The sequence below is a fragment of the Xanthomonas sp. SHU 166 genome (assembly GCF_000364685.1).
GTDB classification, from domain to species: Bacteria; Pseudomonadota; Gammaproteobacteria; order Xanthomonadales; family Xanthomonadaceae; genus Xanthomonas_A; species Xanthomonas_A sontii.
Genome location: NZ_AQOJ01000980.1, coordinates 1 through 1,715 on the forward strand (window position 1 = coordinate 1; position 1,715 = coordinate 1,715).

Below are 1,715 nucleotides of genomic sequence, written 5' to 3' on the forward strand. Positions count from 1 at the left end.
GCCCTCGCCGACGGCGCTGCGCTGACCGCGCTGTGCCACGGCGACGCGGCGTGATCCCCGCACGAGGCGCCCTCCGGCAGCGTGCTGCCGGCCCGACGGCTGCGCGCGCGGCGGCTGATCGCGCGGTGCAGGCAGACGTGGGGACGCGGCGATGAAGCGTGCCCTCAGTTCGAAGATGCGTATCTCGCTGGCCTTGTTGTGGCTGGCCCTGCTGACCGTGGCCGGGATCTGGCTGGGCAATGCGCTGCAGGTATCCGGCGACTTGCGCAAGTTCATGCCGGCCCGCGGTAGCAGGCGGCGGTCAGTCATGCCTGATGCCGCGCCCGCGGCCCCGGGTCTGAACGAGTGGGCGCTTGGGGAGCGACTGTCGTGACACGCCAACTCAGTTCGAAGATGCGCATCTCGCTGGCGCTGCTGTGGCTGGCGCTGCTGACCGTGGCCGGGATCTGGCTGGGCAATGCGCTGCAGGTATCCGGCGACTTGCGCAAATTCATGCCGGAAGCCCGCACTCCCGCGCAGAAACTCCTGCTCGACGAACTCGGCGAAGGCCCTGGCTCGCGGCTGCTGCTGATGTCGCTGTCCGGGGCCGATCCGGCCACGCTGGCCAAGCAATCGCAGGCGCTGCATGCCGAACTGGCCGCGCAGCACGACGTGTTCGAACTGGTCGCCAACGGCGCCGATGCCGGCCTGGACGCCATTCCCGAACGCCTGCTGCCGTACCGCTACCTGCTCAGCGACAGCTTCGACGCCAAACCGCTGGATACGCCGACCCTGCGCGATGCGCTGCAGGCGCGGCTGCAGGACCTGGGCTCGCCGGCGGCGGCGATGGTGGAGCCGCTGCTGCCGCGCGATCCCACCCTGGAAGTGCTGCATCTGGCCGAGAGCCTGCAGCCGGCCGGCGGCCCGCAGCAGCGCGACGGGGTCTGGTTCGACCGCGCCGGCGAGGACACGCTGCTGGTCGCGCAGACCCGTGCCGCCGGCTTCGACCCCACCGGCCAGCAACGCGCGGTGGACGCGATCCACACCGCCTTCGCCAAGGTCAGCGCCGGCACCAGCAGCAAGCTGACCCTGACCGGCCCCGGCGCGTTCTCGGTGGAGATCGGCGGGCGCACCCAGAACGAGGCGCAGTGGATCGGCACCCTGGATACGGTGGGGCTGATCGTGCTGCTGCTGGTCGCCTACCGCAGCTGGAAGATCCCGGTGCTGGGCGTGCTGCCGCTGGCCAGCGCCGGCCTGGCCGGGCTGGGCGCGGTGGCGCTGCTGTTCGATGGCGTGCACGGCATCACCGTGGCGTTCGGCTTCACCCTGATCGGCGTGGTCCAGGATTACCCGATCCATCTGTTCAGCCATCAGCGCCCGGGCCTGGACCCGCGCGAGAACGCGCGCCATCTGTGGCCGACCCTGGCCACCGGCGTGGTCTCCACCTGCATCGCCTACGTCACCTTCCTGTTCTCCGGCGTGGACGGCCTGCGCCAGTTGGCGGTGTTCACCATTGCGGGCCTGCTGGTGGCCGCGCTGACCACACGCCTGCTGCTGCCGGCGCTGATCGATCCCTCGCCGCGCGACCATGCGGATTCGCCGCTGCTGGAGCGGCTGTGGCGCGGCATCGCGCGGCTGCCGCGGCCGCGCTGGTCGCTGCTGCCGCTGGCCCTGCTGGCGGCCGCGGTCATCGTGTTCGCGCCGGGCCCGTTCTGGCAGAACGACCTGTCCAAGCT

The 1,715-nt window shown here is 71.3% G+C and carries 2 protein-coding genes; both read left to right on the plus strand.

The features are described 5' to 3' along the window. The first annotated feature begins 175 nt into the window (after positions 1-175). The gene (locus D180_RS21830) at positions 176-373 is read left to right on the plus strand and encodes a hypothetical protein (RefSeq protein ID WP_106406911.1); all 198 of its coding nucleotides are present in this window, start codon (positions 176-178) and stop codon (positions 371-373) included. Further along, positions 370-1,715, plus strand: a 1,346-nt coding sequence (locus D180_RS21835; protein WP_157835499.1) for an MMPL family transporter, incomplete at its 3' end; no start/stop codon positions are given. The genes D180_RS21830 and D180_RS21835, both read left to right, overlap by 4 nt.